Annotated in this window: 12 protein-coding genes; 7 read left to right on the top strand and 5 right to left on the bottom strand. The window is 71.8% G+C overall.

Annotated elements, in window-relative coordinates:
• Positions 1-93: 93 nt before the first annotated feature.
• From ACFPA8_RS21565 to ACFPA8_RS21575, 3 genes are all read right to left on the bottom strand, one after another.
• A complete protein-coding gene (locus tag ACFPA8_RS21565; RefSeq protein ID WP_386451027.1) occupies positions 94-501 on the bottom strand; it encodes a DUF779 domain-containing protein in 408 nt (135 codons plus the stop codon).
• On the bottom strand, positions 501-2024 hold the full coding sequence (gene exaC, locus ACFPA8_RS21570) for an acetaldehyde dehydrogenase ExaC (protein ID WP_386451029.1): 1524 nt from the start codon (positions 2022-2024) through the stop codon (positions 501-503). Before exaC ends, ACFPA8_RS21565 begins: the two co-directional genes overlap by 1 nt.
• 66 nt (positions 2025-2090) lie before the next feature.
• Positions 2091-3488, bottom strand: a complete 1398-nt coding sequence (locus tag ACFPA8_RS21575) for a GAF domain-containing protein (protein ID WP_386451031.1) — start codon at positions 3486-3488, stop codon at positions 2091-2093.
• Positions 3489-3615: 127 nt separating this feature from the next.
• Between ACFPA8_RS21575 and ACFPA8_RS21580 the strand changes: the two genes are divergently transcribed.
• From ACFPA8_RS21580 to ACFPA8_RS21590, 3 genes are all read left to right on the top strand, one after another.
• Positions 3616-6015 carry a phosphoketolase family protein gene (locus ACFPA8_RS21580; RefSeq protein ID WP_386451033.1) on the top strand — a complete coding sequence of 800 codons (2400 nt, stop codon included), beginning with the start codon at positions 3616-3618 and terminating at the stop codon, positions 6013-6015.
• A gap of 352 nt (positions 6016-6367) precedes the next feature.
• The gene (locus ACFPA8_RS21585) at positions 6368-6970 is read left to right on the top strand and encodes an Rv1733c family protein (protein ID WP_386451035.1); all 603 of its coding nucleotides are present in this window, start codon (positions 6368-6370) and stop codon (positions 6968-6970) included.
• Positions 6971-7143: 173 nt separating this feature from the next.
• Complete coding sequence (locus ACFPA8_RS21590; protein ID WP_386451037.1) at positions 7144-9594, top strand: right-handed parallel beta-helix repeat-containing protein; 2451 nt, start codon at positions 7144-7146, stop codon at positions 9592-9594.
• Here ACFPA8_RS21590 and ACFPA8_RS21595 read toward each other — a convergent pair.
• On the bottom strand, positions 9564-12020 hold the full coding sequence (locus ACFPA8_RS21595) for a hypothetical protein (RefSeq protein WP_386451039.1): 2457 nt from the start codon (positions 12018-12020) through the stop codon (positions 9564-9566). The genes ACFPA8_RS21590 and ACFPA8_RS21595 overlap by 31 nt on opposite strands.
• Before the next feature lie 215 nt (positions 12021-12235).
• On the opposite strand from ACFPA8_RS21595, the gene ACFPA8_RS21600 reads away from it, so the two are divergent.
• Together ACFPA8_RS21600 and ACFPA8_RS21605 are read left to right on the top strand one after the other, a co-directional pair.
• Positions 12236-13102, top strand: a complete 867-nt coding sequence (locus ACFPA8_RS21600; RefSeq protein ID WP_386451041.1) for a DeoR/GlpR family DNA-binding transcription regulator — start codon at positions 12236-12238, stop codon at positions 13100-13102.
• Positions 13103-13219: 117 nt separating this feature from the next.
• Positions 13220-14014 carry an arylamine N-acetyltransferase family protein gene (locus ACFPA8_RS21605; protein ID WP_386451043.1) on the top strand — a complete coding sequence of 265 codons (795 nt, stop codon included), beginning with the start codon at positions 13220-13222 and terminating at the stop codon, positions 14012-14014.
• Position 14015: 1 nt separating this feature from the next.
• Here the strand turns inward: ACFPA8_RS21605 and ACFPA8_RS21610 are convergent, their stop codons facing one another.
• The gene (locus ACFPA8_RS21610) at positions 14016-15095 is read right to left on the bottom strand and encodes a PLP-dependent cysteine synthase family protein (protein ID WP_386451482.1); all 1080 of its coding nucleotides are present in this window, start codon (positions 15093-15095) and stop codon (positions 14016-14018) included.
• A 248-nt stretch (positions 15096-15343) separates the two neighbouring features.
• On the opposite strand from ACFPA8_RS21610, the gene ACFPA8_RS21615 reads away from it, so the two are divergent.
• Complete coding sequence (locus ACFPA8_RS21615; RefSeq protein WP_386451045.1) at positions 15344-15655, top strand: hypothetical protein; 312 nt, start codon at positions 15344-15346, stop codon at positions 15653-15655.
• 257 nt (positions 15656-15912) lie between these two features.
• Entirely contained in the window at positions 15913-16437 is a 525-nt protein-coding gene (locus ACFPA8_RS21620; protein WP_386451484.1) for an ATP-binding protein, read from the top strand.
• Positions 16438-16453: the final 16 nt, after the last annotated feature.

Raw genomic sequence — 16453 nt, forward strand, 5'->3', positions numbered from 1 at the left:
GCCGGACCACCTGGCTGTGTGTCCTCGCCCGAGCCGTTTCGAAGACCGGCCGGCAGGCACTTCTCCCAGCCCACCGGCCGGCCGTCCGGTTTCTCAGTCGCTCCCCTCCAGCAGCCTGGAGCGGATCAGGAAGCGCACGCCTTCCGGTGCTTCGAGTGAGAAACCGCTGCCGCGTCCCGGCACCACGTCCACGGTGAGGTGGGTGTGGCTCCAGTAGGCGAACTGGCTGGCGGACATCCAGAAGGGCACCGGCTCGGCGACTCCCTCCACTCCCAGTTCGCCGAGGAGTACGTCCGAGTCGCCCGTACGCAGTTCACCGCGCTGGTAGCACATCGGGGAGCTTCCGTCGCAGCAGCCGCCGGACTGGTGGAACATCAGCGGGCCGTGCTGCTCCGTCAGCCGCCGGATCATGGCTGCGGCCTCGTCGGTGACGGCGACCCGCTCGGGGCCGTCCGGTGCGGCCGCCTCCCCGGCCTGCCGCGTCTGCTCGGCGGAAGCCATCAGAAGAACCCGAGCTTCTTCGGCGAGTAGCTCACCAGCAGGTTCTTGGTCTGCTGGTAGTGGTCGAGCATCATCCGGTGGTTCTCGCGGCCGATGCCCGACTGCTTGTAACCGCCGAAGGCGGCGTGCGCCGGGTAGGCGTGGTAGCAGTTCGTCCACACCCGCCCCGCCTGGATGGCGCGTCCCGCGCGGTAGGCGGTGCTGCCGTCGCGGGTCCACACGCCGGCGCCGAGGCCGTAGAGCGTGTCGTTGGCGGTCTCCATGGCGTCCGCGAAGTCGGAGAAACCGGTGACCGCGACGACGGGGCCGAAGATCTCCTCCTGGAAGACGCGCATCTTGTTGTCGCCTTCGAGGATGGTCGGCTGCACGTAGTAGCCGCCCTCCAGCTCCCCGCCCAGCTCGGCCCGGCCTCCGCCGGTCAGCACGCGGGCGCCTTCCTGCCTGCCGATGTCGAGGTAGGAGAGGATCTTCTCCAGCTGGTCGTTGGACGCCTGGGCTCCGACCATCGTCCCGGTGTCCAGCGGATGCCCCTGGACGATCTTCTCGGTACGCGCGGTCCCCGCATCCAGGAAGTCCCTGAAGTGGCCGTGCTGGATGAGCGCACGGGACGGGCACGTGCACACCTCGCCCTGGTTGAGGGCGAACATGGTGAAGCCTTCGAGCGCCTTGTCGAGGAAGTCGTCGTCGGCGGTGGAGACGTCGTCGAAGAAGATGTTGGGGCTCTTGCCGCCGAGTTCGAGCGTGACGGGCCTGAGGTTCTCCGAGGCGTACTGCATGATCAGCCGCCCCGTGGTCGTCTCGCCCGTGAAGGCGACCTTGGCCACCCGCGGGCTGCTGGCCAGCGGCTTGCCGGCCTCGGCGCCGAATCCGTTGACGATGTTGACCACACCGGGCGGCAGCAGGTCGGCCACGAGACTCATCCAGAAGTGGATGGACGCCGGGGTCTGTTCGGCGGGCTTGAGGACGACCGCGTTGCCCGCGGCCAGCGCGGGGGCGAGCTTCCAGGCCGCCATCAGGATGGGGAAGTTCCAGGGGATGATCTGCGCGACGACGCCGAGCGGTTCGTGGAAGTGGTACGCGACGGTGTCCTCGTCGATCTCGGAGAGGGAACCCTCCTGGGCGCGCAGCGCGCCCGCGAAGTAGCGGAAGTGGTCGATCGCCAGGGGGATGTCGGCGGCGAGGGCTTCCCGTACGGGCTTGCCGTTCTCCCACGTCTCGGCGACGGCCAGCTCTTCGAGGTGTTCCTCCATGCGCTGGGCTATCCGGTTGAGCACTGCGGCCCGGTCGGCAGCGGGGGTGCGGCCCCACGCGGGCGCTGCTTCGTGGGCGGCGTCGATGGCGCGCTCCACGTCGTCCGCGGTCCCGCGGGCGATCTCCGTGAAGGGCGCTCCTGTGACGGGTGTGGGGTTCTCGAAGTAGCCGCCCTGTGCAGGGGCGACGTAGGCGCCCCCGATCCAGTGGTCGTAGCGTGACTTGTAGTTCATGACGGCCCCGTCGGACCCGGGCGCGGCGTAGCGGCTCATTCTGCTTGCCTCCCCATTGACGCGTGCGGCCCGCCCGGTGGGGGCGGGCTCGTTCTGCGGGAGAGGCTATGGGCGGGAACGTTGCGGGGACGTTGCGTGCGCCTCCCTGCCCGCTGCGTACGTTCCGGGGCCGAGGCGGCCCTCTCCGGGGGTCTCCGCCAGCCCGTAGGCGCGACGCAGTTCACGCACCCGCGAGGCCAGCGCGAGCCGACGGGTCTCACTCGCACCCCGGCAGGTCAGCAGTGCTTCCCATGCCTCCAGGTCGTCCTCGCCCCAGGGGGTGCGCACCCACTCCTCCAGCAGGGCGGGGTCCGGCGTCCTCAGCAGCGCCCGTCGCAGCCGGTCCTCCAGCAGTCTCCGCAGGCGGACGACGCCGGGGGCCTCGGAGAGCGGCAGCAGCGGGCCGCGGTAGGCCGCGAGAGCGGCCGTCGGGTCCCCTGCCGACAGGGCGTCGCCCACCGCGTCGTAGTCGGTGCAGAGGCGCTGCCTCAAGCGGTACGGGCGCGAGTCCAGCAGCGGCCCCAACAGGTTGCGCAGCCGGGAGAGTTCGGCGCGCAGCGTGACGGGATTGACGGCACGCTCGCCGTAGAGCTCGAGCGCGAGCCGCTCGCCGGTCAGGCCCTCGGGGTGGGCGACCAGCAGCATCATGATCTCGCTGTGGCGCCGCCCCAGACGCACCGGACCTCCCGTCCTGCCGTGCCTGTCCCCGGCGGCACCGTTCCCGCCGCCGCCCGCGTCGAACAGCGCTTCGTCGCTTCCGAGGGCGTTGAGGACCGGTCCGGCGGGGACGGCAGCGCCGGGGCCGCCGCCGAGTTCGCCCAGAAACGCCTCCGCCGCCCGCGCGGTGGCCTGGACGAGGGCCAGGCTCTGCGGCGAGGCGAGGTGGTCGCCACCCGTGATGTCGACGGCGCCGATGAGCCGGTGCGTGCGCGGATCGTGGACGGGGGCGGCTGCGCACGTCCACGCCTGCACGGGCCGGCAGTAGTGCTCCGCTGCGAAGATCTGCACGGCGTGGTCCACGGCGAGTGCCGTGCCCGGGGCGTTGGTCCCTATGTACCGCTCCGACCAGCGCGCGCCGGGCACGAAGTTCATCCGCTCCGCGTGACGCTGCACTTGGGCGTGCCCCTCGACCCAGAGCATCCGGCCGCTCTCGTCGCACACGGACAGCAGGTGGGCACCGTCGTCGGCGACCGTACCGAGCAGTTCACGGAAGAGCGGCATGACGCGTGCGAGGGGGTGCGCGGCGCGGTAGGCCTCGAGTTCGCTGTCGGCGAGGTCGATGCTGGCGACGCTCTCCGGTTCGACGGACGCACCGGCGCACCGCTGCCAGGACTCGGCGACCACGCCCCGGACCAGCGCCCCGATGCCGCCGCCCGTCACGAACTCCTCGTGGGCGCGCCGCACCTGGCCGGCGCGCGCGCCCGCGTCGGCCCCCGCCTCGAGCGCCAGCCATGGATTCAGCACACCGTCATCGTGCCGCCCGGCAGAGCACCAGGCAACGCCTGGACCGGGACAATCCGCCACGGTTCGGATGCGCCTCGCGGCAGGCGCCGCGAGTGTCAGCCACCGCACTCCCTGGTACCCATCCGGCATGCATACGCACTCCGCTCTCTCCGACGAGGAAACGGCACAGCTGGACGCCCACTGGCGTGCCCTCAACTACCTCTCCGCCTGCCAGCTCTACCTGCGCGGCAATCCGCTGCTGCGTGAGCCGCTGCGTGCGGAGCACGTCAAGCCGCGGCTGCTGGGGCACTGGGGCTCGGCTCCCGGTCTCGGGCTGGTCTACACGCACCTCAACAGGGTCGTCCGAAGGCACGGTCAGGAGGCGATGTGCGTATGGGGGCCCGGTCACGGTGCCCCGGCGGTGCTCGCGGGCGCGTGGCTGGAAGGCACGTTCGGGGAGTACGACCCGGACCGTGCGCGGGACGCCGAGGGCATGCTCCGGCTCTTCCGTGACTTCTCCCATCCGGGCGGCCTGCCCAGCCACACCGCTCCGGACGTGCCCGGTTCGATCCAGGAGGGCGGGGAACTGGGGTACGCGCTGGCACACGCCTACGGTGCGGCGTTCGACAACCCCGGCCTGCTGGTGTGCGCCGTCATCGGCGACGGAGAGGCCGAGACGGCACCCCTTGCCGCGTCGTGGCACTCCAACAAGTTCCTCGACCCCGTGCACGACGGCGCGGTGCTGCCGGTCCTCCATCTCAACGGCTACAAGATCGCGAACCCCACGGTGCTCGCCCGGCTCCCGGAGGACGAACTCGACTCCCTGCTCCGGGGCTACGGACACGACCCGATCCACGTCACCGCACACCCCGGCACTCCCCCGGCCGAGACGCACCGCGCGCTGGCGGCCGCCTTCGACACGGCGGTGGAGCGCGTCGGTCTCCACCAGCGCGAGGCTCGCGCGCGCGCCGGCAGCGGCGGCGAGCAGCACCGGCCCCGCTGGCCGGTGCTGGTGCTGCGTACGCCCAAGGGCTGGACGGGCCCGCGGTACGTCGGGGGCAAACCGGTCGAGGACACCTGGCGCTCGCACCAGGTCCCGCTGACCGGCGTCGCCGAAGACCCCCACCGGCTGCGGCAGTTGGAGGAGTGGCTGCGCTCGTACCGTCCCGAGGAGCTCTTCGACGGACAGGGCAGGCCCGCCGCGGACGTCCTGGCCTGCGTACCCGAAGGCGACCGGAGGCTGGGTGCGGTGGCGCACGCCGACGGCGGCCGGCTGGTGCGCGATCTGCCGCTCCCCCCGCTGGAGCGGCACGCCGTCGCGCTGAAGACGCCGGGGAGCACCTCCCACGAGCCGACACGGGTGCTCGGCGGCCTGCTGACGGAACTCTTCGAAGCGACCGCGGAGCGGCGCGACTTCCGCATGGTCGGCCCGGACGAGACCGCCTCGAACCACCTCGACGGAGTCTTCGCAGCCACCCCCCGCGGTTGGCAGGCGCAGACGCTGGACACCGACGAGGACCTGGGCCCGCACGGCCGCGTACTCGAAGTGCTCTCCGAGCACATGTGCCAGGGCTGGCTGGAGGGCTACGTCCTGACGGGACGGCACGGACTGTTCGCCTCCTACGAGGCGTTCGCGCACATCGTGGCCAGCATGGCCGGACAGCACGTCAAGTGGCTGCAGAGCGCGCGCGAAGTGCCGTGGCGGCGGCCCCTCGCCTCGCTCAACTACCTGCTCACGTCGCACGCCTGGCGGCAGGACCACAACGGCTTCTCCCACCAGGACCCCGGTTTCATCGACCACATCCTGAACAAGAGTCCGCAGGTCGTACGGGTCTACCTCCCGCCGGACGCCAACACGCTCCTGTGCGTGGCCGATCATGTGCTGCGCACACGCGACACCGTGAACGTCGTGGTGGCCGGGAAGCAGCAGTGCTTCGACTGGCTGGACCTGGAGGAGGCCCGCGGTCACTGCGCGCGGGGCCTGGGCGTCTGGGAGTGGGCGGGCACCGAAGCGGGCGGCAGGGAACCCGACGTGGTGCTGGCATGCGCAGGGGACGTGCCCACGCAGGAGACGCTGGCCGCGGCCTCGCTGCTCCGCGAACATCTGCCGCAGCTGGCGGTCCGGGTGGTGAACGTCGTCGACATCGCCCGTCTGATGCCGCGGTCCGAGCATCCTCACGGGCTGTCCGACGCCGAGTTCGACGCCGTCTTCACCCGGGACCGGCCCGTCGTCTTCGCCTACCACGGCTACCCCTGGCTCGTGCACCGGCTCTCCTACCGCCGGGCCGTGCACGGCTCGCTCCACGTACGCGGCTACAAGGAGATGGGGGCGACGACGACCCCGTTCGACATGGTGGTGCGCAACGACATGGACCGCTACCGGCTGGTGATGGACGTCATCGACCGCACTCCCGGTCTGGGAGTGGAGGCGACCGGCCTCCGGCAGAAGATGGCGGACGTACGGACCCGGCATCACGCCTGGATCCGTGAGCACGGCATCGACCTGCCGGAGGTCGCGGAGTGGAAGTGGCCGGGGGCCTGCGGGTGAACCCCTCCCCGGGGCGCCGGCCGTCTCCCGGGGCGGCAGCCTCCGCGGCCGCTTCGTGCCGGGTGAAGCCATTGCGCAGCTACTGGAAACACCCTGTGGCGGCAGTTGTGTACCGAGGATGTCACCGGGTGCCCCCCGTCACGGCGGGGGTCAGTCCCGCGGAGTAGAATCCGTACTCCACGCGGGAGGCACACGGAGACCCTGGAGGGCGCCCCGCGCCGCCGGTCCGGGCGCTGGAATGCCGGCCGGAACGTTGACCGCGTTCCGGTGATCTGAGTCTCTTCGCGCCTGGCCCAGGCATGTACCGCCCGGCAAGAGGTACCTGCGAACGTGGAGAAGGGGGTGAGAAGTCATGCGCTCGATCGTCGGCCTGTGGCGCTGGCGCGGCAATCCGCTGTGCCGCCGCAGCGACCGCCGCGAAGCGTGGCTGGCACTCTGTGCCGTAGTTCTGATCGTCGTCATCACTCCAGCCGTCGGATGGCTGGGAACTTCCGCCGCGCACGATGCTCTTCTGAAGAACGCGAAGGAACAGCAGCGCAGCCGTCACCAGGTGTGGGCGACCGCTGAGTCGGTGCAGACGCGTGCCCCGCTGGACACCGATCCCGAGACGGCCGCGCAGAGCCCCGAGCGGCACCGTGTGGTGGCGCACTGGGCCGCTCCGGACGGCAGCAGTCACAAGAGCACTGTCGCCACGAAGCACCATGTGCAGCCCGGTGACCGCTTCCGCGTCTGGACGGACGCGGAGGGCCGCGTCGTCAAGCGCCCCATGAGTCCCGGCACGGCTTCCTCCTACGCCGCTCTCGCGGGACTTGCCGCCGCTGTCGGCGCCGCTGCCGCCGCGGAGACCGGACGGCGCCTGACCGTTCAGCAGTTGCTGAGGCGCCGCTACGCGCGATGGGACGAGGAGTGGGCGCGCATCGGCCCCGACTGGGGACGCACGGGCTCCAACTACTGAGCGGGCTCCGGACTTTGTGCAAGCCCGCACCGGCGTGGCTCTCCCGCGCCGGTGGCGGCGCCCGGAGTGCGGACGCGTGCAGTGAGCACCTCCGCGCGCACGCTACGGTGGTGCATCTCTCGTGCGCGTTCCCACGCGCAGTGGAAACCTTCGAAGTTGGGGCACAACTGTCAATGGCACAGGGCTCGGTGCAGGTGACGCACGCCGGAACGTCGCGGTGGCGGCGCCGCACGGGAGAGTACGCCTCTCTCGCCGCCGCCCTGGAGGTCGCCTCCGACGGTGATGTGGTGACCGTGGCCCCCGGAACGTACCGGGAGAACCTGGTACTCGACCGCACCGTCACCCTGCGCGGCCCCGAACGCGCCGCGTCCGGCTCCGTTCGCATCGCCCCCGCCGAGGGGGTGGCTCTGACCGTCCGGTCCTCCGCCGTCGTGCAGGACCTGCAGATCGAGGCGCAGGACGCGGCGTCGCCCGCCCTCCTCGTCGAGGACGGCGCCGCAGAGCTCAACGGCCTCCGGGTGATGACGCGTTCGGCAGCCGGCATCGAGGTCCGGGCCGGGGCCCGCCCCACGGTGCGGCGCTGCACCGTCGACAACCCCGCCGGCATCGGCATCAGCGTGACGGGCGGGGCGGGCGGCGTCTACGAGGAGTGCGAGGTCGTCTCCGCAGGCCAGTCCGGCATATCCGTGCGCGACGGCGCGCATCCGAGGCTCGAGCGCTGCCGCGTGCACCACGCCACGGGGGCCGGGCTCTCGCTGCACGGCGAGGGCAGTGCGGCGGAGGCCGTGGGCTGCGAGGTCTACGAGATCAAGGGCACCGGCGTGCAGGTCGTCTCACGCGCCACCGGCCACCTGACCGACTGCCGGGTGCACCGCACGTCGGCCGACGGCGTCACCATGGACACGGACGCCGTCCTCACTCTCGCCGACTGCGACATCCACGACATCCCCGAGAACGCCCTCGACCTGCGCTCCCGTTCGGTTCTCACCCTCACCCGCTCCACTGTGCGGCGCTTCGGACGCAACGGCCTGTCCGTATGGGACCCGGGCACCCGTGCCGACGCCAACAACTGCGAGATCCACGAGAGTACGGGCGACTACCCCGCGGTGTGGATCAGTGACGGCGCGACGGTCGTGCTCGACTCCTGCCGCGTGCACACCGTGCCCGACGCCCTCTTCGTCCTCGACAGGGGCTCGCGGGCCGACGTCGTCGACAGCGACCTGACCCAGGTGCGCGGCACCGCGGTGTCGGTGAGCGACGGCGCGACGGTGCAGCTCGACGACTGCCGCATCCGGGAGGCGGCCACCGGTGCCTGGTTCCGCGACCACGGCAGCGGCGGCACCCTCGCCAACTGCACGGTCGACGGCGTCGCCACCGGTTTCATCGTCACCAAGGGGGCCGACCCCAACGTCGAGCGCTGCACGGTCACTTCACCCGAGGAGGCCGGTTTCTACGTCTCCGCGGGCGGGCGCGGCACCTTCCACGGCTGCCGGGTCACCGGCTCCAAGGGCTACGGCTTCCACGTCATCGACGGCTGCCGTACGACGCTGCGCCGCTGCCGGACGGAGCGGTGCACGCGCGGCGGCTACGAGTTCGCCGAGGAAGGGCCCGTCGTCGAGGACTGCACGAGCGACCAGAGCGCCGCGCCCGTCAGCCCCGCCCCCACCCCGCCCCCCGCCGAACCGTCCCCCGCGGGAGCCGGGCTGCTCACCGCGCCGCTGACGGCGCCGAAGCAGACACCCGAGCAGCAGGCCGACGCCGCTCCGGCGACCGGCGCCACCACCGACGCCACGCAGAACGACGCGGAGCCCGCCCGCCCCGCGAAGGAGGTGCTGGGCGAACTGGACGCCCTCGTGGGCCTGGAGAGCGTCAAACGGGAGGTCCGTGCCCTCACCGACATGATCGAGGTGGGGCGCCGCCGGCAGAAGGCGGGACTCAAGGCGGCCTCGGTACGCAGGCATCTGGTCTTCACCGGATCGCCCGGCACCGGCAAGACCACCGTCGCGCGGCTGTACGGCGAGATCCTGCATTCCCTGGGCGTGCTGCAGCGCGGGCACCTCCTGGAGGTCTCCCGCGTCGACCTGGTCGGCGAACACATCGGCTCCACCGCGATCCGCACCCAGGAGGCGTTCGACCGGGCACGCGGCGGCGTCCTCTTCATCGACGAGGCGTACGCCCTCTCGCCGGAGGACGGCGGACGTGACTTCGGCCGGGAGGCCATCGACACGCTGGTGAAGCTGATGGAGGACCACCGCGAGGAGGTGGTGGTCATCGCGGCCGGCTACACCACGGAGATGACCCGGTTCCTCGCCGTCAACCCCGGTGTGGCGTCCCGCTTCTCACGCACCATCACCTTCGGCGACTACGCGCCGGAAGAGCTGCTGCACATCGTCGAACAGCAGGCGCAGGAGCACGAATACCAGCTCGCGCAAGGGGCCACCGAGGCGCTGCTGAAGTACTTCACGGCGTTGCCGAAGGGCCCCACCTTCGGCAACGGACGCACCGCGCGGCAGACATTCGAAGCGATGGTCGAACGGCACGCGGGACGGGTGGCGCAGCTCCCCGACCCCGACACCGACGACCTGACGCTCCTCTACGTGGAGGACTTGCCGGACTCGCTCTGACCGGGCGGCATCCGGTCACCGCTGCTCTCCAGGCCGTCCGACTGACGCGGCAGGGCGCCGGGGCCGGCGGGCGCCTGGGCCTCGGGGGTCCGGGCCGCACATCCGGGGGCGGGCTCCCCGGTGCGCAGTCGCGCCAGCAGGCGGTCCCGCTCCTCGTCGAACAGAGGATCAGCCTGGTACTCGCTGTGCCCGAGGATCGGGGCCGGGAGCGGATGCCGGACCGTACGGCCGTACTCGAGGGGGTCCAGCAGCGGTCCTCTGTCCACTCCCGGTACGTCACCGCCGCCTGCGTGATCGACAGGGCCGCCTATGGGGTCGGTCAGGCGCCACAGGTTGCGCCAGCAGTCCACTTGATGGTGCAGGTCGTGCAGCTGCCGCGGCCCGAAGTAGGCGGGGAACCAGCGCCCGTAGAGCCGCTCCAGGGGCGACCCGTAGGTGAGCAGCGCGATCTGCCCGCGCGTTCCGGGGTCCAGGTGCCACACGGCTGCCGCGGCCAGGACGCTCCCCTGGGAGTGGCCGGAGATCACCAGCCGTCCGCCGGTCTGTTCGGTCCAGGTGGCCATGCGCCAGGCCAGGTCGGGCACGGCGCGCTCGGCGTAGCAGGGCGGGGCGAAGGGGTGTGCCGCACGGGGCCAGAAGGTGCCGACGTCCCACAGGATGCCGATGGTGCGGCGTGCCGACGGGTCCCGGTAGGCGCGGCGGCCCCAGGCGACCAGCAGGACGAAGGCGAAGCCGATGAGCCAGGACCCCAGCGCCTGCGCGGTGTCGGCGAATCCGTCGACGAAGCCCGGCATCCCGTCCGCCGCCCGGCCAGGCACCTCACGCGTGAGCCAGGTGCCCAGCACGCCGGCCGCACCGAGCAGCAGCGTGATCAGAGCAACGGCGCCGACCGTCCAGGGCGCCGAGTCGGTGAGCGCGGCCCGTGCGACGACGGAGGCGATGCGGCGTGAACGGGAGGGATCGGGAAGGGAGCCGGGGTAGCCGCGCTCGACGTCGTCCGTCAACTCCCGGCTGCGGCGGCCCAGTCGGACCAGTAAGAACGACAGCATCACGAGGACGGCGCCCAGCAGCACCGGGATGGCCGAGGACTGCCAGGTCAGGAGGATCGGCGGCCCTTCGATGAGCCCGTCACCCGCGCCGGGCGTGCCGGAACCGTCCAGCCAGTCGCCGACGCGCTGCGTCACTCCGCCCGACATCACCCCGCCCAGCGCACAGGCGAGCATCGCGACGGCCGGGGCGCCCAGCCCCTTCAGCACCGTCCGCGGTACGGGCTGCCGCCGGTGCAGCAGCAGGCCGATGACGCCCAGGGCCGCCACCAGGACCCCCTGCCCGACAGCGAGTACGCCGAAGGTCTCGTCGCCCGGCAGCTCGCCCCCCGCGGAGATCCACTCGGGGCGTGACCAGGCCGCGTGGGCCACGGCGAGCACGAGGACGGCCACGGTGAGGCCGGGCAGGGCCCGCACGGTGATCTTGTCCAGCGCGTCGTCCGGTTCGCTCTCCTTCCGTCCGCGCCGGCACACCACGTACACCACCCACACCGCGCAGGCGACGACGAGCACCTCCAGCAGCCAGCCCACGGCGTCGAGTCCCGGGCTCCCGCCGGGTTTCCGGTCGTAGCGTGTCGTCGCGGCGGTCAGTGCCGCCGCGACCGTGAGGAACCCCGCAGCGGTGTGCGCCGCACGCAGCCGTGCCACGAGGCGCTTGCCGTACCAGAACCCCGGGAGACACAGCGCCGGCCGCTCCCGGGCCTCCGCGTCGTACTCGGTGATCTCCGTGCGCAGCGGACGCTGCGACTCGTAGGCCGCCCACGTGCGGTGCGAGAGCCACCACAGCAGCACGTTCAGCACGGCGGGCACCACCGCTGCCAGCGCGAGCCGGCGGCCGGGCTGGCTCCACCAGCCGCCCTCCCCCGACGGGCTCTGCGCCATGAACCCGAGCCAGGAGCGTTCGTCCGCGCAGGCGGCGGAGCCGGCGCACTGCCAGGCGACCAGGTCGAGCGCCACCTCGCAGGCGGCCGCCACCAGCAGCACCGTCAGGCTGAGCGCGACGAGCCGCACCAGCACCCCGTGCAGACGGACCGCGGCGTGCCGCCCGTGTGCGGCCGGACGCATCCAGTGGGCGAGGTTGGCGACCATGAACGGCAGCAGGATGAGCCACAGGGCGCGGGCGCCGTTGCCGGAGGTGAGGTTGGACCACGAGTAGGCCTCGGGAACGGGCTTGTCGCGGTAGTCCTCCGGCCGGGCCTCCGCGTCGACGTCGTCGGTGCGCCGGTACACGGCGGCGGTCGCGTCGCCGGTGACGCACTCGATGCGCGGGTCGCCGAGCATCTCCTCAGGGGTCGTACCGCCGACCCCGTGCACGAGCAGTTCGAGGTTCAGGCCGGGCGGCGGCTCGACTCCCGACTCCGGCGGGGCAGTTCGCGCCACGCTCTGCAGTGCGCTGCTGTTCCCGTGCTCCGGCAATGTGCTGCTCCCCCGAGGTCGTCGGTACGGTCGCGATCGCCTCAGCATCCTGCCCGGGGGAGGACGCCCGCAGCCTCTCCACGGAGAAGCCACGCGAAATCGTGACGTGCGCCGGGGCTTTCACCACATGGGAGGATGTCCGCGCGGGGCGTGCGGCGGAGGAAGGGACGGAAAGCGCGGTGGGCGACAACCACAACCTGCTGGCGGAGCAGCGGCGGGCGCTGATCCTCGAGGAGGTCCGGCGGCACGGCGGCGCCCGGGTCAACGAGCTGACCCGGAAGCTGATGGTCTCGGACATGACGGTCCGCCGCGATCTCGACACCCTCGCCCGCCAGGGCGCCCTGGAGAAGGTGCACGGCGGCGCGGTGCCTCTCGCGGACGCCAGCACCCACGAGCCCGGGTTCGAGGCCAAGTCGTCCCTGGAGACGTCGGCGAAGACGGAGATCGCGCGTGCGGCGGCCGTGATGGCGCAGCCCGGCAGCGCGATCGCGCTCTCCGGCGGCACGACGACGTACGCGCTGGCGCAGCAGCTCGTGGAGGTTCCCGATCTGACCGTGGTCACCAACTCCGTACGCGTGGCGGACGTCTTCCACACCGCGCACCGCGGCCCGGGCGGTGCGCGCTCACCCCGTCCGGGTGCGGCGACGGTGGTGCTGACGGGCGGGATGCGGACGCCCTCGGACTCGCTGGTGGGACCGGTCGCGGATGCCGCCATCCGTTCGCTCCACTTCGATGTGCTCTTCCTCGGTGTGCACGGCATATCGGTGGAGGCCGGGCTCTCGACCCCCAACTTGGCGGAGGCGGAGACGAACCGGCGTTTCGTCGGCGCCGCGCGCCGCGTCGTCGTGGTCGCGGACCACACCAAATGGGGGACGGTGGGCCTGAGTTCGTTCGCCACGCTCCGGGACGTCGACACTCTGGTGACGGACGGCGGCCTGCCGGACGGGGCCCGCGCGGAGATCCAGGACCATCTGCCGGAACTCGTCGTCGCGGGTGAGGACGAGGGCGCCCAGGAGCGCGAAGAGCAGCGGCGGACAGGGGACTGAAGCTCCCTCCCCCCGACAGGGCGTACGGGTACCCCGGCAGCCCCAGGGCCCCTCCTCCGCCGGACGTAGTCCGCCGGCCGGATGCACAGCCGCCCGGGAGCTGGGATAACAGAGGCCATGAACGGCCTTCGGATCGACTCGTCGCGCAGCGGGGCCTACCTCGCCCGCCTCGGCGTGTGCAGCCCGGAACGACCGGACGCGGAGACACTGCGCCGTCTGCACAGGCAGCATCTGCTCACCGTTCCGTTCGAGAATCTGAGCGTGCATCTGGGCGAGGACATCGTGCTGGAGCCGGAGGCACTCACGGACAAGATCACCGAGAGCCGTCGCGGGGGTTTCTGCTACGAACTCAACGGCGCGTTCGCCGCGTTGCTCAGCACGCTGGGCTTCCCCGTGACGCTCCTGGCGGCGCGGGTCTTCGGCGCCGATGGACCGGGGCCGCTCTTCGACCACCTCGCGCTGCGCGTGGAGACGCCGCAGCCCTGGCTGGTGGACGTCGGGTTCGGGCGGCACAGCGAGTATCCGCTGCGCCTGGACTCACGGGACGAACAGGTGGACCCCGGCGGCCTGTTCCGTATCGAGGAAACCCCGCAGGGCGACCTGGACGTGCACCGGGACGGCGTCCCGCAGTACCGGATCGAGCAACGTCCGCGCACGCTCGCCGACTTCGAGCTCGGCTGCTGGTGGCACCGCACCTCGCCCAAGTCCCACTTCACACAGTCGACGGTGTGCTCCCGCCTGACCGGGGACGGCCGGATCACGTTGAGCGGCAGCACCCTGACGGTCACCGGCGCAGCCGGACGGCACGAGGAGGAACTCGCCGGTGACGCCGTGCGGTCCGCCTACCGCGAGCACTTCGGCATCGTGCTCGACCGCGTCCCCGTACGGAAGCAGCGCGGCCCGGGCTCCTAGCCTAGGGTGCGTCCGCAGCGTCCCGGGGCCGTTCGGCGGGCCAGCGGCCGGTGGCCAGGAACGTCTCGATCGTCGCGGTGTACGGAGCGATGTCGAGCCCCTGTTCCCTCAGCCACGCGTCCGAGTAGTACTTGTCCAGGTAGCGCTCTCCGGGGTCGCAGATCAGCGTGACCACGCTGCCCGTCCCGCCCCGTCCGGTCATCTCCGCGACGATCTTCAGCGCACTCCACAGCCCTGTGCCAGTGGATCCTCCGGCCCGGCGGCCGGTGGCCCGCTCCAGCGCCCGTACGGCCGCGACGCTGGCGGCGTCCGGTACCTTCATCATCCGGTCGACGGCGCTGGTGAGGAAGCTCGGCTCCATCCGGGGCCGCCCGATTCCCTCGATGCGTGAACTGCTGTCACTGACAGCCTCGTTGTCGCCGCCGAGCCATCCGTCGAAGAAGCAGGAGTTCTCCGGGTCGGGGACGCACACGCGGGTGTCGTACTGCATGTAGCGCACGTAGCGGGCGACGGTCGCGGAGGTGCCGCCGGTCCCCGCGGTGGCGACGATCCATGCGGGTTCCGGGAACCGTTCGAGCTTCATCTGCTCGTAGATCGACTCGGCGATGTTGTTGTTGCCCCGCCAGTCGGTCGCCCGCTCGGCGTAGGTGAACTGGTCCATGTAGTGGCCGCCGGTCTCCACCGCGAGGGCGGCAGAGACCTCGTACACCGTCCGCGCGTCCCGGACGAGATGGCACTGCCCGCCATGGAACTCGATCAGCCGTGTCTTCTCGCGGCTCGTCGTGCGCGGCATCACCGCGATGAAGGGGACCCCGATCAGCTTCGCGAAGTACGCCTCGCTGACCGCGGTGGAGCCGGAGGACGCCTCGATGACCGGCCTGCCTGGCCGGATCCAGCCGTTGCAGAGCCCGTAGAGGAACAGGGAGCGCGCAAGCCGGTGCTTGAGGCTGCCGGTGGGATGGGTCGACTCGTCCTTGAGGTACAGGTCGACGCCCCACGCCTCGGGCAGCGGGAAGGCGAGCAGATGCGTGTCGGCACTGCGGTTGTTGTCGGCCTGCACCCGGCGGACGGCTTCTTTCAGCCAGGCGCGGTAGTCCGCGTCGCTGCGGTCGACGTCGAGGGTGGCGGCGGCCGCGGCGACGGACGCGGAGGCCGTCCGTTCTGTGCCGGCTTGCTCGTCTCCGGGGGCGGGAGGCGGATCGGTGGTGCTCACAGGCCGATCATAGGAGGGCCCTCTGGTGGAGCACGCAGCTTGCGTGCACACTTCACAGAGGGTATATGGCGGCAGGCCGGGGAACCCATGCCGCTGTGGACTGGTGGGAGGTAACGGTGGCGGAGCCGGAGTACGACGCGGGCGGGGTTCGGATACGGCGGATGCTGCGCTCACTCACCCGGGCGGGGCACGTCCAGGTACGGGACGGCCAGCTGGTGCTCATGACCAGCTACGGCAGCGAGATCGACAGCGCTCCTCTCGACAAGGTGCGCATCAGCGGCTACGGGATGCCGGACAGTGCGCTGGCGACGATGGGCGGCACGCGCTACGTGCTCCAGCTCGGCCTCGGCCGGCGGGCGGGGCTGCTCAGCGCCGTCCGTACGGCCCGCGCCAAGGCGGCCGCCGAGCGGGGCGTGCTCGGGACCTGAGACGGCGGGCGGGGGCGGGCCGAGCGGTACCTGGCGCGGAGGCCCGGCACCGGTTCCTGCGGTTGCAGTGCGGTTGAGGTGCAGTTGTGCGTGGTGCGCTTCGGAGGCGTCCGCGCGGTCCGTGCGCGCCGTGGCGTAACCCGTCAGTGCCCCGTCCGCGTTGCGGGCACTGCTGCACCGGCCCATCCTGTGGCTGTGTCCTTCCTCACATGCATCTCGCAATGCGCCGGCCTGTCCCCGGGGTGGGAGCGGCCGACATGACGGGCCGGGCCGCAGCACGGTCGCGCACTCACTGCGCGGTCGAGTTCAACGCTCTGCCTTCACGCATCGGACAGGTGCGCCGCATCGTCACCGCGCAGCTGCACCACTGGCGACTGGACCCGCTGATCGACGCCGCCGCTCTCGGCGTCACCGAGCTGCTCACGAACGTCCACCGGCACACCGGACCGGACAAGCACTGCACTGTCGAACTCGTCTTTCTCAGGGACCGGCTGACCGTCTCCGTGCGGGACCACGATCCCCGGCTGCCCCGCCTGCGCGCCGCGCAGTCGACGGCGACCAGCGGGCGGGGACTCGCCCTCATCGCAGCCGTCAGCGACAGCTGGGGCATGCGGGCACAGCACGACGGTTCGGGAAAAGTCGTCTGGTTCACGCTCCCCGTCGTCCTCGGTACGCCGCTGCAGTGCGCGGCCCTGACCGGAACCGGGCCCGCGCTCCCCTCCCTCGCCGCCGCCGGCCCCGTGCCCGGGACGCCCGGAGAGGACGGAAGCCCGTTCGGGTGACGGTGGCCGCCGCACC

It is taken from the genome of Streptomyces ovatisporus, from assembly GCF_042653885.1.
Taxonomy (GTDB): Bacteria; Actinomycetota; Actinomycetes; order Streptomycetales; family Streptomycetaceae; genus Streptomyces; species Streptomyces ovatisporus.